This window comes from Nocardioides sp. YJ-D4 (genome assembly GCF_054031495.1).
The window spans coordinates 2,067,958-2,084,289 of record NZ_CM132932.1 but is presented as its reverse complement, the minus strand read 5'-3'; the positions used below and the strand labels follow the sequence as shown (position 1 = coordinate 2,084,289).

The following is a 16,332-nucleotide window of genomic DNA, read 5'->3' as shown; positions in this document are numbered from 1 at the left end:
TCGGTGCCAGCCCCTAGGCTGGAGTCAGCATGAGTACGCCTGATCAGACCCCTGTTGCCACCATTCCGGGCCTCGAGGCCTTCGCCTCGGCGCAGCCGGCCGACGAGCCGCGTACGAAACGGCGTGGCCCGAGCACGGAAGAGCTCCTCGACGGGCTCAACGAGCCCCAGAAGGCCGCCGTGCAGCACGAGGGGGCGCCGCTCCTGGTCGTGGCGGGAGCGGGGTCGGGCAAGACCCGGGTGCTGACCCGGCGGATCGCGTGGCTGATCTCGCAGCGCGGCGCCCACCCCGGCAGCATTCTGGCGATCACCTTCACCAACAAGGCCGCGGCCGAGATGAAGGAGCGCGTCGAGGCCCTGGTCGGCAAGCGCGCCCGGATCATGTGGGTCTCCACGTTCCACAGCGCTTGCGTGCGGATCCTGCGCAAGGAGATCGACAAGGTCGGGCTGAAGTCCAACTTCTCCATCTACGACGCCCAGGACCAGAAGCGGCTGATGCAGCTGGTGCTCAGCGACCTCGACCTCGACCCGCGTCACTACCAGCCCGGCCAGGTGCTCAACTGGGTCAGCGACCAGAAGAACGAGCTGCGCGACGTCGAGGCGGCCGAGAAGGACGCGCGCAACCACCTCGAGCAGACCTATGTGGCGGCCTACAAGGAGTATCAGAAGCGTCTGCGGCAGGCCAACGCCCTCGACTTCGACGACCTGATCATGTCGACGGTCGAGCTCTTCCGGACCTACCCGGAGGTGCGCGAGGTCTACCGGCGCCGCTTCCGGCATGTGCTGGTCGACGAATACCAGGACACCAACCACGCTCAGTACGCCCTGGTCCACGAGCTCTGCGCCGACCGGATGGACGACACCGCGCTGACCGACACCTACGCCGAGGAGACTCCGCGTGCCGAGCCGGCCGAGCTGATGGTGGTCGGCGACGCCGACCAGTCGATCTACGCCTTCCGCGGCGCCAACATCCGCAACATCCTCGACTTCGAGCAGGACTTCCCCAACGCGACCACCATCCTGCTGGAGCAGAACTACCGCTCCACGCAGACGATCCTCACCGCAGCCAACGCGGTCATCAAGCACAACAAGGGTCGCAAGGAGAAGGCGCTGTGGAGCGACGCCGGCAACGGTGATCGCATCGTCGGCTACGTCGCCGACGACGAGCGCGACGAGGCCCGGTTCGTCTCCGACGAGATCGACAAGCTGGTCGACGGTGGGCTCAAGGCCGCCGACGTCGCCGTCTTCTACCGCACCAACGCCCAGTCGCGTGTCTTCGAGGAGGTGTTCATCCGCACCGGCCAGCCCTACAAGGTCGTCGGCGGTGTGCGCTTCTACGAGCGCAAGGAAGTACGCGACGCCCTGGCCTACCTGCGCACCCTGGCCAACCCCGACGACCAGGTCTCGCTCCGAAGGATCCTCAACACCCCCAAGCGGGGCATCGGCGACCGCGCCGTGGCCTGCGTCAACGCGCTCGCCGAGCGCGACGGCCTGACCTTCTGGGACGCGCTGCAGAAGGCCGAGGACGCCCCCGGTCTGGCCACCCGCAGCCTGACCAACATCAAGGCCTTCGTCGCGATGGTCGAAGAGCTGCTGCAGATGGTCGCCGCCGGCGAGCGGGCCGACGTCATCCTGGAGGCGGTGCTCGACCGATCGGGCTACCTCGCATCGCTCGAGGAGTCCGACGACCCGCAGGACGAGACCCGCGTGGAGAACCTCGCCGAGCTCGTCGCCGTGGCCCGTGAGTTCTCCGACGACCCGGTCGCGGCCCCGAGCGCCGACCCGGCCGACGTCGACGCCGGAACCGTCGAGCCTGGGCTTCGCGACTTCCTGGAGCGGGTCGCCCTGGTCGCCGACACCGACCAGATCCCCGACGACGAGGACGGCGTGGTCACCCTGATGACGCTCCACACCGCCAAGGGCCTGGAGTTCCCCGCCGTCTTCCTCACCGGCATGGAGGACGGCGTCTTCCCGCACTCCCGGGCCCTCGGTGACGGCACCGAGCTCGAGGAGGAGCGCCGCCTGGCCTACGTCGGCATCACCCGCGCCGAGAAGCGGCTCTTCATCTCACGTGCCGTCGTCCGGTCCGCCTGGGGCGCTCCCTCGCACAACCCCGGCAGCCGCTTCCTCGACGAGCTCCCGGTCGACCTGGTCGACTGGCGGCGTACGGAGAAGGAGATGTCCTCGTGGGGCCGGCCGAACTTCGCCAACGACAGCTGGGGCGGGGGCCAGCGCCTCGGCCAGCCCACCGCCGCCGGCCGCCGCAACTTCTCCTCGGCCGCGCTGCGTGCCGATGTCGCGGCCAAGTCCAAGCCGGCCCGTGAGGTTCCCTCGCTCGACCCGGGCGACCGGGTCACCCACGACTCCTTCGGTCTCGGCACCGTCGTCACCATCGAGGGCTCGGGCGACAAGCAGGTCGCGAGCATCGACTTCGGCGAGACCGGGGTCAAGCGGCTGCTGCTGCGCTACGCGCCGGTCGAGAAGCTCTAGTCACGCCGAGTCGGCTCGTTAGAACGGGCCGGCTCGGGGCTGACTGTAGATGACTACGCGCCGAGTCGGCGCAACCGCACGCCTCGCTCGCTTCGCTTCGCTCCAAGGCGTGCAGTTGCGCCGACTCGGCTACACCAGGACGCGCTGCGCGCGTCAGCTCGGGTCTACGCCGTGCTCGTTGAGGGCGGCGTCGGGGTCGACGGCGTCACCACCACCGGGGCGGACCTCCACGTGGAGGTGGTTGCCGGTGGAGTTACCGGTCGAGCCGACGTAGCCGATGACCTCGCCGGGGGAGACCGTCTGGCCGACGGAGACGCCGTAGTCGCTCTGGTGGCAGTACCAGATCTCGGTGCCGTCCTCGAGGGTGATGATCGTCCGGTTTCCGTACGCCCCGCCCCAGGCGGTCTCGGTGACCGTGCCGCGGGCGATCGCGTGGATCGGCGTGCCGTAGGGGGCAGCGAAGTCGAGACCCGTGTGGGTGCTGGACCAGTTGGAGCCCGAGGAACCGAAGGTGCCGGTGATGCGGTAGACGCCCGCCGGGATCGGCAGCTCCCACATGTTGGACTTGAGGAACTTGTCCTGCTTGTCGGCCTGGACGTCGACGCCCTGGAGCGCCTTCTCGCGGTCGCTCGCCGCGGTGTCGGCCTCGGAACGCTCGTCGTTACGGGTGACGGTCGCGGAGCGGTCACCGACGACGACCATGTCGCTGTCGCCACCGAGCGCGGTGGCGCCGACGAGGCGTACGTCATCGGCGGCGACCATCGTCGGACCACCGGTCAGCGCGATGCCGCCGATGGCGGCGGCGAGAGCCGCGGCGCCGGCGGTCAGCGGGACCGTCGGACGGCCACCGGCCGCAGCAGCGGCGGCGCGCCGGGTGCGGGGACGGGTGGGGCCGCCGATGCCGACCATCGTGCCGGTGGTCTCGACCGCCGGGAGGTCGTGCAGCTCGGGCCGGTAGGTCGCGATCTCGCTGATGCTCGGCAGGTCGATGCTGCCCGTGTCGGCGCGGAAGTAGGTCTCGGCCTGCTGCGGGTCGCTGTGGTAGCCGTCGGCGTAGTCGTCCTGGTAGTACGCCTCGTGCGGCTGCGGCGCCTCGTAGTAGGGCGCGTCGACGGTGTAGGTCTCGGCCGGCAGGTCGATCGCCATCGAATCGAAGTCGATCTGCTGCGGCAGCGACACCGGCGGGGCCGGGAACGAGGTCGTGTCGATCTTGAACGACGTCGGCGGCGCGTCGAAAGCCTCCTGGAACCCGCGGGGCTCCTGGATCTCCGGCTCGTAGGCCGGAACAGCCGGGGCCACCGGCGGAGCCGGGATCTGGCGGGCCTCGCGCACGGCGCGGATCTTGCCGGTCAGCGGCGCGAACGTGTTGGCCATCCGCAGCGGCTTCGGGGTGTGCGTCGGCTCGGGCGCCTGGAAGGTCGGCTCAGGAGCGACGGGAGCGACCGGGGCGACGGGCGCCACCGGCTCGGGAAGCACCGGCGCGGGAACAACCGGAGCTGCGGGAACCGCCGGAACGCCGCGCGGCGGCGTCTTGGTCGAGACCGACCTGCTCGACGTCGCCTTGGCCGGCGCGGGTTTGGTCGGCTGGGTCAGGAACATGGTGAGCTCGGAGGTCGTCATGCCTCCGACGCCGAGGTCTTCGAGCACCTCGGGGGTCACCTTGTCCGGGTCGATGCCCATCGAGGAGAGCAGGTCGGCCAGGACCGGGTCGATCTGGGCCGCCCGGCGCTGCACGGGCACGATCGGGGTCGCCGCAGGAGGCGGCGGCGTCGGGAACGAGGCCGGGAAGGAAGGGCCGTCGCCCTCGACGAGAGCACGCAGCTCACCCGTCGAGATGCGGCCGTCGCGGGTCTCGTCAGCGCGCGGGGACCCGACGACCGGCAGCTTGCCGGTCTGGTCGAGGACCACGCGGTTGGGCCGGGCCTTGGCTACCGGCTCTTCAGGAATCTCAGGGGCGGGGGATGGCTTCGCGGTCCCAACGGCGGGGGACGGCGCGGCGCGCCGCTTCCCGACGTAGGAGGTCGATCCGGTCGCTCGCGGGGCAGGCCTGGAGGCAGGGCTGTCGGTCGCCGGCGCTGCGCGCCGCTTCCCGACGTAGCTGCTGCTGCTCGTGGTTGCTCCGGGGGAAGGGGTGACCGAACGCGGACTGTCACTTGTGACGTCGGCTCGGTGGTTGCCCATCAGTTCATATCTCCGCTGTTCGGGGTCAGACGGCGAGCCATGACTGTAACGGACCGGAGGGCGCGGTCAAGAAATGTGGCACGCCCGTTTCGCTGATTTCACCAACGGCTGTGGCCGAATCAGTCGCTGATCTGCGTATTTCCGCCAGATTCGGAACTCGATTGCGGCATATTCATGTCACCCGAAACGCGTGTCTTCGGTCCATTTGAGCCTCGATACGGTGTCAAAACCGTCCGGCCCCCGGACCTCGAGCCGCGTCGTACGGGGTCAAACGGGGGTCGCTACGTGCGGCTACGGTCTGTTACCCAAGGTTGCCGATTTGTTGGTATATGTCCGGTGTGTCCGGTCCCACGCCCCGCTAGTGGCATACGTCACGTCGTGTGCCCTGGGCTCGTAAGACCGGCTCGGCGGGGTCTATGGTGCTGGACGGACACATCTGAAGACGAGGGCGTCGACCGCTGATCCATGCGGTACGCCGCCCCGTACCGCAACACACAGACCAGGTGGATCAGTGGATCTCATGGAGTACCAGGCGAAGAAGCTCTTCGCCAAGCACGGCGTCGCCGTGACCGAAGGTGTCGTCGTCGAGACGGCTGAGGAAGCCAGGAAGGCCGCCGAGGAGATCGGCTTCTGCGTCGTCAAGGCGCAGGTCAAGGCCGGTGGCCGAGGCAAGGCCGGCGGCGTGAAGCTGGCCAAGACCGCGGACGAGGCGTTCGAGCACGCCTCGAACATCCTCGGTATGGAGATCAAGGGCCTGAGGGTCAACCGGGTGCTGATCACGCCGGCGACCCCGCCGGTGGAGGAGTACTACTTCTCCTTCCTGCTGGACCGGTCGAACCGGCAGTACCTCTGCATCGCGTCCGTCGAGGGTGGTGTGGAGATCGAGGAGGTCGCCAAGACCAACCCCGACGCCGTGAAGCAGATCGGCATCGACCCCGGCAAGGGTGTCGACGAGACCAAGGCGCGCGAGATCGCGACCGAGTGCGGCTTCCCGGAGCCCGTCTTCGAGCAGGCCGTCGCGATGATCCAGAGCCTCTACACGGTGTTCACCGAGGAGGACGCGACGCTCGTCGAGGTCAACCCGCTGGCTCGCCTGGAGGGCGACAAGCTGGAGGCTCTCGACGGCAAGGTGTCGCTGGACGACAACGCCTCCGAGATCCGCCACGAGGACCACGAGCAGTTCGTCATCCGTGACGAGGAGGACCCGCTCGAGGCCAAGGCCAAGGACAAGGGCCTCAACTACGTCAAGCTCGATGGCCAGGTCGGCATCATCGGCAACGGCGCGGGTCTGGTCATGTCGACCCTCGACGTCGTCGCGTACGCCGGTGAGGCGCACGGTGGCGTCAAGCCCGCCAACTTCCTCGACATCGGTGGCGGCGCCAACGCGCAGGTCATGGCCGACGGTCTCGACGTCATCCTGAACGACGAGCAGGTCAAGTCCGTGTTCGTGAACGTCTTCGGTGGCATCACCGCGTGTGACGAGGTCGCCAAGGGCATCGTCGGCGCGCTGGACATCCTCGGCAACGAGGCCACCAAGCCGCTCGTCGTGCGTCTGGACGGCAACAACGTGGACCTGGGTCGCCAGATCCTCAGTGAGGCCAACCACCCGCTGGTCACCATCGTCGACACCATGGACGGCGGCGCCGACAAGGCCGCCGAGCTGGCCAACGCCTGAGGTCAGGAGAGAGAAACATGAGCATCTACCTCAACAAGGACAGCAAGGTCATCGTCCAGGGCATCACCGGCGGCATGGGTGCGAAGCACACCGCCCTGATGCTCGACTCGGGCGCCCAGATCGTCGGTGGCGTCAACGCCCGCAAGGCCGGCACCACGGTCACCCACAAGGACGCCCAGGGCGCCGACGTGGAGCTCCCGGTGTTCGGCACGGTCGCGGAGGCGATGAAGGAGACCGGCGCCAACGTGTCGGTGCTCTTCGTCCCGCCGGCGTTCACCAAGGACGCCGCGATCGAGGCCATCGACGCCGAGATGCCGCTGATCGTGGTCATCACCGAGGGCGTCCCGGTCCAGGACACCGCCGAGGTGTGGTCCTACCTGCAGGGCAAGGCCACCCGGATGATCGGCCCGAACTGCCCCGGCATCATCACGCCGGGCGAGTCGCTGGCCGGCATCACCCCGCACACCATCACCGGCAAGGGCCCGGTCGGTCTCGTCTCCAAGTCGGGCACGCTGACCTACCAGATGATGTACGAGCTGAAGGACTTCGGCTTCTCCACCGCCATCGGCATCGGCGGTGACCCGATCATCGGCACCACCCACATCGACGCCCTCGAGGCGTTCGAGAAGGACGACGAGACCAAGCTCATCGTCATGATCGGTGAGATCGGTGGCGACGCCGAGGAGCGGGCCGCGGCCTACATCAAGGAGAACATCTCCAAGCCTGTCGTCGGCTACGTCGCCGGCTTCACCGCGCCGGAGGGTAAGACCATGGGTCACGCCGGTGCGATCGTGTCCGGCTCCGCCGGCACCGCGCAGGCGAAGAAGGAGGCCCTCGAGGCCGCCGGCGTCAAGGTCGGCAAGACCCCGTCGGAGACCGCTGCTCTCGCTCGCGAGATCCTGCAGTCCCTCTGACGTACGTCAGTTCGTGACCGCCCCGCGACCGTCAAGGTCGGGGGGCGGTCGTGTTTTCGGGGATTGGTTCGAATGGGCGCTGTTGAGCGTCCGAACGGATTACTGTGACGGCTATGGCCAAGAGAATGAGGCGTTTGATCTCAGGTGCGGTTGTCATGGCTGTTTCGGCCTCGTTCGGGTCGTCGATCGCCGGGTTGGCCCCGGCCGTGGCGGTATCGGCCCGGAGCGCGCACCAGAGCGTGGATCAGGCAAAGACGGAGCGGAAGACCCACACCGTCCAGCCGGGGGAGACCCTCTCCGGCATCGCCGGGAAGTACGGCGTCAAGGTCAGCGACCTCGTGACCTGGAACAAGGTCGCCGACCCCGCCAAGATCCGAGCGGGGGCCAAGCTCGTGGTGAGCCCGCCCGCGAAGCCGGCCGGGAAGACGTACACCGTGGCGCCAGGTGACACCTTCTCCGGCATCGCCGCGAAGTTCGGCGTCGAGGTCGGCGAGCTGATGGCCTACAACGGCTACGAAGATCCCACCAAGCTGCTGGCAGGGAGCGAGATCAAGATCCCGAAGGCAAAGCCGAAGCCGAAGAAGTACAAGGTCGCCGCCGGCGACACGTTCTTCAGCATCGGCAAGAAGTTCGGCGTCACCGCGGACGAGCTGATGGCGCACAACGGTTACCAGGACGCCACCAAGCTGCTCGCCGGCACGACGATCGAGATCCCGGTCAAGGCCGACAAGCCCAAACCCGAGCCGAAACCCCAGCCCGGCACCGGGGAGACGGTCTACACGACCGTTGCCGGCGACACCTACGCGAGCGTCGCCAAGAAGTTCAGCGTCACCGAGGAGGAGCTGCGGATCTACAACGGCTCCAGGGCGCCCGACAAGCTGCCTCCTGGGTACAAGCTGTACATCCCGACGAGCTGACCACCGGCTCTCGATTCACGCGGGTTCGCCGCCGCGACCGACACGACGCCGGAGGCGTAGTGCCCCTTGCTCGGGGAAGCGCCATTCGAAGCGCACGGCGACCAGCCGGACGGTCGCCGTCACGATGACGCAGACCGGGCCCGCCACCGCTACCGGGGTGCCGAGGCCGATGAGCAGGATGAGGACGCCGGCGCCGGTTCCTGCGGCGACGGCGTACAGGGTCCCTACCTGGAGGAACGAGAGGGGCAGGCTCAGGATGACGTCGCGCAGCATCCCGCCGCCGATGGCGCCCACGACCCCGACGACCAGTGCACCGGCTTCACCCGCCCCGAGCGCGAGCGCCTTGGAGGCGCCGATCGCGCCGAACAGGCCCATCACGACCGCGTCCAGGGCGGTGAGCGTCCAGTCGGCGCGCGCCAGCAGAGGCTGAATCAGCATTCCGAGGACCGCGGAGACGCCGGCCACGAGCAGGTACCCGTTGCTCCAGATCACCACGGGCGGCTGATTGAGCAAGATGTCGCGCAGCAGGCTGCCGCCGAGCGAGACAGCGAGGCCGATGACGACGACTCCCAGGACGTCGATGCGGCGGTGGCGCTCGTTGGCGGCGAAGAGAGCGCCCTGTAGCCCGCCGAGGCCGGCTGCAAGCAACTCGATCCACAAGGGCGCCTGGAGCGTGGTGATCATGATGGTCTGTCTCCTTCGAGGATTGAGGCCCGGGCTGCGGTAGGCCGGGCCGCTTTCCCCGCTTCAGCAGTCGGTTGAACTCAGCGGCCCGCGTGACTCAGCCGATCGCGATCAGCGCGTGTTCGGCGGCGTCGACGATCGCGTCGGCGACGACGCCCGACTGGGTGATGTACAACGCGTGGCTCGCAGACACGTTCGTGATCTTGGCGCCCGCGCGGCTGGCCATGTGCTGGAGCATCGCCTGGTCGAACGACTTGTCCTCGGTGGCGATGACCGCCCAGCTGGGCTTGTCGGCCCACGCGGCGCGGGTCACGGCCTCGTCGAACACCGACATGTTGATCGGCACCTGCGAGTCGCGGAGGAACGCGGCGTCCTCATCGCTCGCGTCCGCTGCGAAGCCGACCTTGAACTTCTCGGAGTTGAGGAACCCGTAGCCGTCCTCGCCGACCTCGATGACGAAATCGGGGGTGGGGCCGAAGCCCTCGTACTGCTGCGCGGTCGTTTCGCCCGAAGCCGGCGCGAGCGCCGAGACGTAGACGAGGCCGGCGACGTTCGGGTGGTTGCCCGCCTCCGTGATGACGGTGCCGCCCCACGAGTGACCGACCAGGACGGTCGGACCGTCCTGACGATCAAGGACCCGCGTAGTTGCCGCGACGTCGTCGGCGAGCGACGTCAGGGGGTTCTGCACGATGCTGACGCGGTATCCGCGGGCGGTGAGGTCGTCGTAGACGCGGCGCCATCCCGCGCCGTCGGCGAAGGCCCCGTGCACCAGGACGATGTTCTTGATCTGCTGACCGGTGGTGCTCATGCTGCAGTTCCTTTCGTGTGCCGCGAGGCGGTCCCGCGGGAGTTTGAGCGGCGTGTTCTCGCCATCCAATGTGCAATATATTGCATGCGGTGATCGAGAACAAGCCCGTCCCGGGTTTGCGTCGGCCCCGGGAAGCGTGTGCAATATGTTGTATGCCGATCCCCTCGGGTACCCCCGCAGTCGACCGCACACTCCTCCGGGATGACGTCTACCGACGGCTCAGAGATGCGATCGTCGATGGCACCTTCGGTCCTGGCGAGCAGTTGAAGGACGTCGAGCTGGCGGAGTGGCTCGGTGTCAGCCGCACCCCCGTCCGCGAGGCGCTACTGCGCCTCGGGGGAAGCGGGCTCGTTGTGGCGCTCCCCGGACGGTCGACGACCGTGAGCAAGATCGAGTCGCAAGCAGTGCGGGACGCGCGCGACGTGGTGGCCGCGATGCACCAGCTGGCCGCACGCGAGGTCGCCGGCAAGCTGACGGAGCGGGACCTCGATCGCATGCGCGAGGCCAACCGTCGGTTCGCGGAGGCGGTGCGTGCAGGCGACGTCGACGCTGCTCTCGACGCCGACGAGGAGCTTCACCGAATCCCCGTGACAGCTCTCGGCAACCGCGCCATCGAGACGGTCCTCGATCAGTTCGACCCGCTGGTGCGCCGTGCCGAGCGACTCCGCTTCGACGCCGACGGCCAGGCCTCCGTCGAGCGTCACGACACCCTGATCGATCTGCTCGCTTCCGGCGACGCAGAGGGTGCAGCATCGGTCGCCTATGAGGTCTGGCACAGCCTGTCGGCCGACGACGACGCTGACAAGGGCGGCCGAGGCTGACCTACGTCAGACCGCGCGCAACGCTCCCGAGCGGCGGCGCCGCATCGCGTCGAGGGCCTCGGCGGTGGCGTCGTCGGCCGGCATCAGCACCTGGATCTGCTGGTTGTCGGCGGCCGGGAGCTCGAGCTCCTCGACGTCGAACCGCAGCTCGCCGGCGTCGGGATGCAGCCAGCGCCAGACGCCGCCGTGGGGCGGGTCGTGGCGGGTCAGCCGGTCGGTGAACTCCGGCCCCGCCTGCTCCGACATCGCCTCGATCATCATCCGCGCGGCGACCGGATTGGGGCCGCGGTAGAGGTTGGCGACCAGGTCGTCGGCCACCCGCGCCCAGTCGGGGAAGGCCTCGCGGGCGCGCGGGTGGAGGAAGGCGTACGCCGTCAGGTTGGGCTCCGCGTGGTCGAGCATCCCGAGGGGGCGGGCCAGCAGGTCGAACGTGGACGTGTGGGCGAGCAGGTCGCCGAGCCGGTTGGTGAGCACGGCGACGCCCGGCTCGAACTGCTCGACCAGGGCGCGTGCGCCGGGGCGTACGTCACGACCCGAGGAGAACGGTCCGAGGCACTGACCGCTGGAGGCCATCGCGAGAGTGCGCAGGTGCTCGTGGGCGGCAGCGTCGAAGCGGAGCGCGTCACCGATCGCCCGCAGGACCTGCGGTGAGGGGTGACGGTCGCGGCCCTGCTCGATCCGGACCAGGTACTCGACGCTGATCCCGGCCAGCGTGGCCAGCTCGGAGCGCCGCAGGCCGGGGGCCCGGCGACGTACGCCTTCCGGGAGGCCGACGCTCTCTGGGGTGGTCTGGTCGCGGCGGTCCCGGATGAACGAGCCGAGGGCTCCCGCGTTGGCTGGCATGTGGTCAAGCCTACGGGCCGGACGGGCGGTCAGGGTGGCCCTGCTGGGGCCAGCCTCGGCTCGGTCTCCCGCCGCTCGCCGATCGGCGTGAACCTGGACGGCATGACCCAACCACTACGTATCGCAGTCATCACCGCCAGCGTCCGGGAAGGCCGCGGCGGCCCGATCTTCGGCTCCTGGATGGCCGAGCAGGCCGAGGCGTACGGCGGTCTCGACGTCGAGCTGATTGACCTGGCCGACCATGAGATCCCGTTGTCCCTACCCGCCGAGTCACCGAAGGCGGCCGGCGACGACTACCCGCGACCGGAGGGCCAGGCGGACCTGACCGACGCCCTCGCCGCGGCCGAGGGCTTCGTCATCGTCACTCCGGAGTACAACCACAGCTATCCGGCCTCGCTGAAGTCGGCCCTGGACTGGCACTTCACCCAGTGGCAGGCCAAGCCGGTCGCGCTGGTCTCCTACGGTGGCGACAGCGGCGGTCGCCACGCCGCCCTCCACCTGGAGAACGTGCTCACCGAGCTGCACGCCCACCCGCTCCAGGCGCGCCTCGCGTTCCCGCGCTACTGGGAGCGCCTCGACGAGAACGGTCGCCCCAACGACCCGGACTCGGCCGTCTACGCCAAGGGCATGCTCGCCCAGCTCACCTGGTGGGCCGAGGCCCTGCGGACCGCGCGTGGCGACGCGCCCTATCCCGGGTGAGACAGAGGCGCCCCGGCAGCCAGCCGGCTGCCGGGGCGCTCGATCGCGTACGTCCGGGAGACGTCAGGCGGCGACGGTCTCCTTGACGGGCTCGTCGTCGGCCAGGAGCCCGGCCGCGGAGGCGGAGCGGTAGCGATCGACGTCGAGGATGCCCTCGCGCTTGGCCACGATGGTCGGCACGAGCGCCTGCCCGGCGACGTTGACCGCGGTACGTCCCATGTCGAGGATCGGGTCGATCGCGAGCAGCAGGCCGACGCCGGCCAGCGGCAGGCCCAGGGTCGAGAGCGTGAGCGTCAGCATCACGACGGCGCCGGTGAGGCCCGCGGTGGCGGCCGAGCCGACGACCGAGACGAAGGCGATCAGCAGGTAGTCGGTGATGCCCAGGTCGATCCCGAAGATCTGGGCGACGAAGATCGCCGAGATGGCCGGGTAGATCGACGCGCAGCCGTCCATCTTGGTGGTCGAGCCCAGCGGGACGGCGAACGAGGCGTACTCCTGGGGGACGCCGAGGTTCTTGACCGTCACCTGCTCGGTCACCGGCATGGTGCCCACCGAGGAGCGCGAGACGAAGGCGAGCTGGATCGCCGGCCAGGCACCGCGGAAGTACGCCAGCGGGTTGAGGCCGTTGACCCGCAGCAGCACCGGGTAGACGACGAACAGGACCAGTGCCAGGCCGACGTAGACGGCCACCGCGAACCAGGCCAGGGAACTCAGCGAGTCCCAGCCGTAGGACGCGACCGCGTTGCCGATCAGGCCGAGGGTGCCGATCGGCGCCAGCCGGATGATCCACCACAACACCTTCTGCACGATGGCGAGGAAGGAGCGGTTGAGGGCGAGGAACGGCTCGGCCTTCTCGCCGGTCTTGAGTGCCGCGATGCCGATCGCGAGGGCGACCACCAGGACCTGGAGGACGTTGAAGCTCAGCACGGTCTCCGCGAGCGGGCTCCCGCCGACCTGCTCGACGCTGGTCGATGCCTGGAGGCCGAGGAAGTTGCCGGGAATCAGGCCCTGGAGGAAGTCGAGCCACGAGGCGGATGCGCCGGCCTCGGCCGCGTCGGAGGTGCTGACCGCGGTGTTGCTGCCGGGCCGGAAGAGGAGCCCCAGGCCGATGCCGATGGCGACCGAGATCGCCGCGGTGATGGCGAACCACAGCAGCGTCTGGCCTGCGAGCCGAGCCGCGTTGCTGACCGTACGCAGGTTGGCGATCGAGGCGATGATGGCGGTGAAGATCAGCGGTACGACGACGGCCTTGAGCAGTGAGACGAACGAGTCGCCGATCGTGGCCAGCGTCGTCGTCAGCCAGTTGGCCTCGTCGCCTGCCCCGGGACCGATCGCTCGCGCGACCGCGCCGAGGGCGACGCCGAGGACGAGGCCGAGAATGATCTGGACCGAGAAGGACGGAAGCGGCAGCCGTCGCTTCGCGGGTGCCGTTGGGGCGGTGGACACGAGAAAGTTCTCCAAGGTCGAATGTGGTTCGGGGCTCTGAACGACCCGAACGTTTCGACCAGGACGTGTCTTCCCAGTCCAGGGACATTGTGACGGGAGTCTCCACCCGCCCAGGTGAGACAACTCTATCCCGGCCAGTTACGTAGCTGTCCGGGATAGAGTTGCCGTCTTACGTATAGAAGTACTTGGGACTTGATCGAATCGTTTGATTATTGCTCAGGCTGAATTTGTATTGGACGTCTTCTGGGATTGATAGGTTCCCGGAGCACCATTGACTGTTTCGCGACCCAGGAATGGTCCAGATGAATTCAGGATCACCGGAGCGCGTCGACCACAGGTGCACGTATACCGTCCACGTGACTCTTTCTGTCACGCAGAGTGTGTCCGTGCTGTCTGTCCACGACGCCGTGCCGATCAAGGTGCCATTAGTTGCGTAGATGTTGGTTGGGCCCCAGGAAGCCGCCCGGGCGGGGGTAGGGGCGCTGATCGCGATCACCATCGACACGGTGACAACGGCGACAATCCTTAAGAGCGAACGAGAAACGCTCATCCGATATCTCCATTGGGGTTGGGAAAACAAGGTGGAGTGACGGCCAACTAGCAAGACCAACGCTATACCTGGCGCAGCCCTCCTGTTACGGTTTTAGGCAAATTGCCACTGATTAAGACGTTTGCTGGGCCGGTGTCAACGGTTTATCCCGTGGATATCTGAGGTTGACAACGACCTTGGAACGGGTGTCGAAAGGGTCACTGGAGGTCGGCGATCCCGGTGATGACCGCGGCCTTCTCGATGGCGAGGATCCGGTCAGGCCAGGAATCTGGCTGGTCGGCCTGATAGCAGGGGTTGTCCTCATCGCCGGTGCTCGGAGGGCAGAGGCTCGCGAGTTCGCCGTAACCGACCAGGACCAGCCGGGTCTGGTACTCCGCGACCAGCTCGGTCTCGAACCACGTGCTGTCGGTGTCGCCGGCCCCGGGGTCGGGGTAGGTCGCCTGCGACCGCGCCGCGCGCTTCGGACCGGCATCGAGGTCGGTGCTGACGTCCCTCGGCAGCGACGTGACGGTCGGGTCGACCCCGAGCTTGTTGGCCGGGCAGACCTCCATCCACTCCATGACCTCGTTGTACGCAGCGCCGGCGGCGTTCGCGTCGGCGAACTCCAGCACCGCGACGTGGACCTGCCCGACCATGGCGCTGTCGGTGTCCCAGCGGTAGTCGGAGGCGACCTTCGCCGAGGCGCCGAGCGAGGAGAGCCACTCCTTCTGGCAGGCGAGGGTCGGTACGTCGGGGGTGGGCGTGTACTGGTTCCAGCCGAGCGGGCTCTCGAAGCGGTCGAGAGCGGGGAGGGTGCTGCCGTCGACCAGGTTGGCGGCGCTGAGACCGTCCGCAGCTGGCGATTCGGTCTCCGTCGGATCCTCGGACGGGCCGCTCGGGGGCGTGGCGCCGACCATCCGGTAGGCGGCGTTGACGGCGGAGGTCTGCAGGGTGGTCGGTGAGACGTAGCTCTGCACGCCCCGCTTCCGGGTCATCACCAGCACCCGGTCCTCGGCGGAGACGACGGCCGTCGCGGTCTCCCAGACCGCGTTCATCTCGGGATCCTCGGGCTGGTACGTCACCACGTCGATGCTGCCGCTCGAGACGACGCCGCCCTCGACCGGCAGCGTGCCGGCCAGTTCCGCCCCGTCCACACCGGAGCAGGAGATCGCGGCGTCGGAGAGGTCGACGCTCACCTTGTCGGCCTCGGCGGCCGAGTCGAACTCGGCGACGACGGCCTTCAGCGTGCCGGCGGCGTCAGCCATCTCCTCCCCGGGCTTCGCGACGAAGTCGCGGCGGAACGTCGCCTGGGCACCCGCGTCGCCCAGCGACTCGGTCAGGCAGTCGTTGTAGGCGTCGGTGCCCTCGCCGTCGTAGGTCTGCTCCTGGACCCATGCCGGATAGGGGTCGTCGGCGACGAGGTCGTCCGCGATCGGCAGGTTGGCTCGGCTGAGATCGGACGCCGACGCCGAGGCGGACGCGCTGGGTGCGGCTGCGCTGTCGCTCGGCGCCGGTGCGGGGTCGAAGCCTTTGTCGCCGAGTCCGGTGGAGAGGAAGATGATCGGCCCGGCGACGACGGCGGCCACGGCTGCCGCGCTCGCGGTCACGACGGCACGACGGCGGCGCCGGATCTGGTCGCCTCGCCTCCGTGCCTCGGCTGCGGAGCTCATCGGCGCTCCGGGGGCATCGGCGCGGAACTGGTCCAGACGCGAGATCGGGTCACTCATCTCAGGCCTCCTTCCAGACGGCGCCGGGATTGTCCTCGGCGAGCAGCTCCGCGAGCGCGGCTCGTCCTCGAGCCAGGCGGGCTTTGATGGTCCCGGTGGGCGCACCGACCTCGGCGGCCACCTGATGGACCGGCAGATCGGCGATGTGGTGCAGGACGATGGCTTGGCGCTGCGCCTCGGGGAGCTTCTTGAGGGCCGCGACGAGAGCCACGTGGGACTCGTCGACCGCCGGCATCTCCGTGCGGGCTCCGACGGCTCTGTCGGCGGCCCTTCCGGCGTACTTCTTCCGGCGCCAGCGGCCGACCGCGAGGCGGTAGGCGGTGGTGCGGACCCAGGCTTCGGGGTAGTCGACCGAGGGCATCTTCCGACGATGCGCCCAGGCGCGGGCGAACGCCTCCTGGACGCACTCCGCGGCCTCGTCGAAGTCGCCGATCATGGCATACAGCTGAGCACACAAGCGGCGGTACGACGCGTTGTAGAGCGCGTCGAACTCGTCCTCGTCCATCGTCTTGCCTCCCCGGCTGGCTTTCCCCGACCCTTGCAGGAGCGTCAGTGTCGCGGATTGATACGTGCGAGCGTCCACATGGGTTGCATATCCG

13 protein-coding genes are annotated in these 16,332 nt (G+C 68.6%); 6 read left to right on the top strand and 7 right to left on the bottom strand.

Annotation, left to right across the window (positions count from 1 at the left end; genetic code table 11):
* Positions 1 to 29 precede the first annotated feature (29 nt).
* On the top strand, positions 30 to 2,489 hold the full coding sequence (gene pcrA, locus ACW14X_RS09955) for a DNA helicase PcrA (protein WP_457165490.1): 2,460 nt from the start codon (positions 30 to 32) through the stop codon (positions 2,487 to 2,489).
* Positions 2,490 to 2,642: 153 nt separating this feature from the next.
* Here pcrA and ACW14X_RS09950 read toward each other — a convergent pair whose 3' ends face one another.
* Positions 2,643 to 4,397, bottom strand: a complete 1,755-nt coding sequence (locus ACW14X_RS09950) for a M23 family metallopeptidase (RefSeq protein ID WP_457165489.1) — start codon at positions 4,395 to 4,397, stop codon at positions 2,643 to 2,645.
* A gap of 784 nt (positions 4,398 to 5,181) precedes the next feature.
* On the opposite strand from ACW14X_RS09950, the gene sucC reads away from it, so the two are divergent.
* From sucC to ACW14X_RS09935, 3 genes are all read left to right on the top strand, one after another.
* A complete protein-coding gene (gene sucC / locus ACW14X_RS09945; RefSeq protein WP_457165488.1) occupies positions 5,182 to 6,345 on the top strand; it encodes an ADP-forming succinate--CoA ligase subunit beta in 1,164 nt (387 codons plus the stop codon).
* A gap of 17 nt (positions 6,346 to 6,362) precedes the next feature.
* On the top strand, positions 6,363 to 7,259 hold the full coding sequence (gene sucD / locus ACW14X_RS09940; RefSeq protein WP_008364062.1) for a succinate--CoA ligase subunit alpha: 897 nt from the start codon (positions 6,363 to 6,365) through the stop codon (positions 7,257 to 7,259).
* Positions 7,260 to 7,414: 155 nt separating this feature from the next.
* Positions 7,415 to 8,176, top strand: coding sequence for a LysM peptidoglycan-binding domain-containing protein (locus ACW14X_RS09935; RefSeq protein WP_457165487.1), 762 nt, complete (start codon positions 7,415 to 7,417; stop codon positions 8,174 to 8,176).
* A 15-nt stretch (positions 8,177 to 8,191) separates the two neighbouring features.
* Here ACW14X_RS09935 and ACW14X_RS09930 read toward each other — a convergent pair whose 3' ends face one another.
* Together ACW14X_RS09930 and ACW14X_RS09925 are read right to left on the bottom strand one after the other, a co-directional pair.
* Entirely contained in the window at positions 8,192 to 8,860 is a 669-nt protein-coding gene (locus ACW14X_RS09930) for a TRIC cation channel family protein (RefSeq protein ID WP_160025262.1), read from the bottom strand.
* A gap of 97 nt (positions 8,861 to 8,957) precedes the next feature.
* Complete coding sequence (locus ACW14X_RS09925; protein ID WP_457165486.1) at positions 8,958 to 9,668, bottom strand: alpha/beta hydrolase; 711 nt, start codon at positions 9,666 to 9,668, stop codon at positions 8,958 to 8,960.
* Between the two features lie 89 nt (positions 9,669 to 9,757).
* Here ACW14X_RS09925 and ACW14X_RS09920 point away from each other — a divergent pair, with 89 nt between their 5' ends.
* Positions 9,758 to 10,489: a GntR family transcriptional regulator gene (locus ACW14X_RS09920; RefSeq protein ID WP_457165485.1), complete on the top strand. Its 732-nt coding sequence runs from the start codon at positions 9,758 to 9,760 to the stop codon at positions 10,487 to 10,489.
* A 6-nt stretch (positions 10,490 to 10,495) separates the two neighbouring features.
* On the opposite strand, the gene ACW14X_RS09915 is transcribed toward ACW14X_RS09920, so the two are convergent.
* Positions 10,496 to 11,332, bottom strand: coding sequence for a helix-turn-helix domain-containing protein (locus ACW14X_RS09915; protein WP_350841138.1), 837 nt, complete (start codon positions 11,330 to 11,332; stop codon positions 10,496 to 10,498).
* Between the two features lie 102 nt (positions 11,333 to 11,434).
* Between ACW14X_RS09915 and ACW14X_RS09910 the strand changes: the two genes are divergently transcribed.
* Positions 11,435 to 12,031 (top strand): NAD(P)H-dependent oxidoreductase, encoded by a 597-nt coding sequence (locus ACW14X_RS09910; protein ID WP_160025258.1) that lies wholly within the window; start codon positions 11,435 to 11,437, stop codon positions 12,029 to 12,031.
* A 63-nt stretch (positions 12,032 to 12,094) separates the two neighbouring features.
* Here the strand turns inward: ACW14X_RS09910 and ACW14X_RS09905 are convergent, their stop codons facing one another.
* The 3 genes from ACW14X_RS09905 to ACW14X_RS09895 form a co-directional block, all read right to left on the bottom strand.
* A complete protein-coding gene (locus ACW14X_RS09905) occupies positions 12,095 to 13,477 on the bottom strand; it encodes a dicarboxylate/amino acid:cation symporter (protein ID WP_457165484.1) in 1,383 nt (460 codons plus the stop codon).
* Positions 13,478 to 14,224: 747 nt separating this feature from the next.
* A complete protein-coding gene (locus ACW14X_RS09900) occupies positions 14,225 to 15,733 on the bottom strand; it encodes a hypothetical protein (protein WP_457165483.1) in 1,509 nt (502 codons plus the stop codon).
* 1 nt (position 15,734) lies between these two features.
* Positions 15,735 to 16,238 (bottom strand): SigE family RNA polymerase sigma factor, encoded by a 504-nt coding sequence (locus tag ACW14X_RS09895; RefSeq protein WP_457165482.1) that lies wholly within the window; start codon positions 16,236 to 16,238, stop codon positions 15,735 to 15,737.
* Between the last annotated feature and the right edge of the window lie 94 nt (positions 16,239 to 16,332).